A 1,367-nucleotide genomic window follows, 5' to 3' on the forward strand; every position below is an offset into this window, starting at 1 on the left:
TGAAGTGAACTGAAAAAGTTGGACAACTTAGGAGGTTCACTTTTTATTATGGCTAAACTTACAAACGAACAAAAAATTGAAATTTACAATAAAAGAAAAATGGGATACACATTAAACATGCTTTCGACTGAATATAATATCAATGTGCACGGTATTGAATATCTTGTACGATTGATAGATAAAAATGGATTCGATGTTCTTAGAAAAGATAGAAACAGATATTATTCTCCCAAATTTAAAGAAAAAGCATTGAGAAGAGTGTTTATCGATGGAGAATCAATTACAGCGGTAGCTATTGATGTTGGCTTATCAAGTAGAGGAATATTGGCCAATTGGATTAAATCTTATGTTGAAAACGGGTATAATATTGTTGAAAAGAAAAGAGGACAACATGACAAACAAAAAGAAAAAAATGACACAGTCAGAAATGCAGAAAAAGATCAAGGAACTGGAACTTCAGAACCTTCGCTTACGTGTCGAGAACGAATACTTAAAAAAATTGGATGCCTTAGTTATGGAACGAAAGAAGAAAGAACTAAAGAAATAGTAAAGGCTATAACAGAACTAAGGCAGGAATTAAATCTGAGCTTAGCCTTTATTCTGGATACTATTAATTCTAATGAGGATCTTCCACATATTGCCAAATCCGTTTATTATTACACTCTTAGTAAAATTGACAAAGATGATAAGAACGATGAAATAATGGTGGAAATAATCAATATCTTTTACACCCACAAAGAACGTTATGGGTATCGAAGAATTCATCTAGAATTGTTGAATAAGGGATATAAAGTGTCTCATGGCAAAGTAAAGCGTCTAATGTCGCGTATGGGCCTATATGCATTTAATCCTACACCTAAACAAAGATACAACTCTTATAAAGGGGATATGAATGGTGTTTGTAAGAATCTTCTTCTAGAAAGAAAGAAAAATAAATACACAGGAAAAATTAACGAAAAAAGAAATTTTGAAGCTACTTCTGTAAATCAGAAATGGACTACAGATGTATCCGAGTTCAAGATAGTAGCAGGAAAATTATATTTATCTCCAATTATGGATATATACAATCGTGAGATAGTTGGATTTGATATTTCAGACACACCTAATCTATTCCAAATATATAGAATGTTGGATATGGCTTTTGAAAAATTTGACAATCTCGAAGGCTTGATTTTTCATTCTGATCAGGGATGGCAATACCAACATTTTTCATATCATAAAATATTAGAAGAAAAAGGAATTTTCCAATCTATGTCTCGTAAAGGAAACTGTTTAGATAATTCTCCAATGGAAAATTTCTTTGGGAAAATGAAAAATGAAATGTTTTATGGATTTGAAAATACATTTGAATCATTAGATAATTTAAA

Annotated in this window: 1 protein-coding gene; it reads left to right on the plus strand. The window is 30.8% G+C overall.

Features of this window, described 5'->3' with window-relative positions:
* Nucleotides 1-48: 48 nt before the first annotated feature.
* On the plus strand, nt 49-1,367 hold a 1,319-nt coding region (locus tag HUU89_RS14405), incomplete at its 3' end, for an IS3 family transposase (protein ID WP_175302125.1).

The organism is Faecalibacillus sp. H12, assembly GCF_013361255.1.
In the GTDB taxonomy this organism is placed as follows: domain Bacteria; phylum Bacillota_I; class Bacilli_A; order Erysipelotrichales; family Coprobacillaceae; genus Faecalibacillus; species Faecalibacillus intestinalis.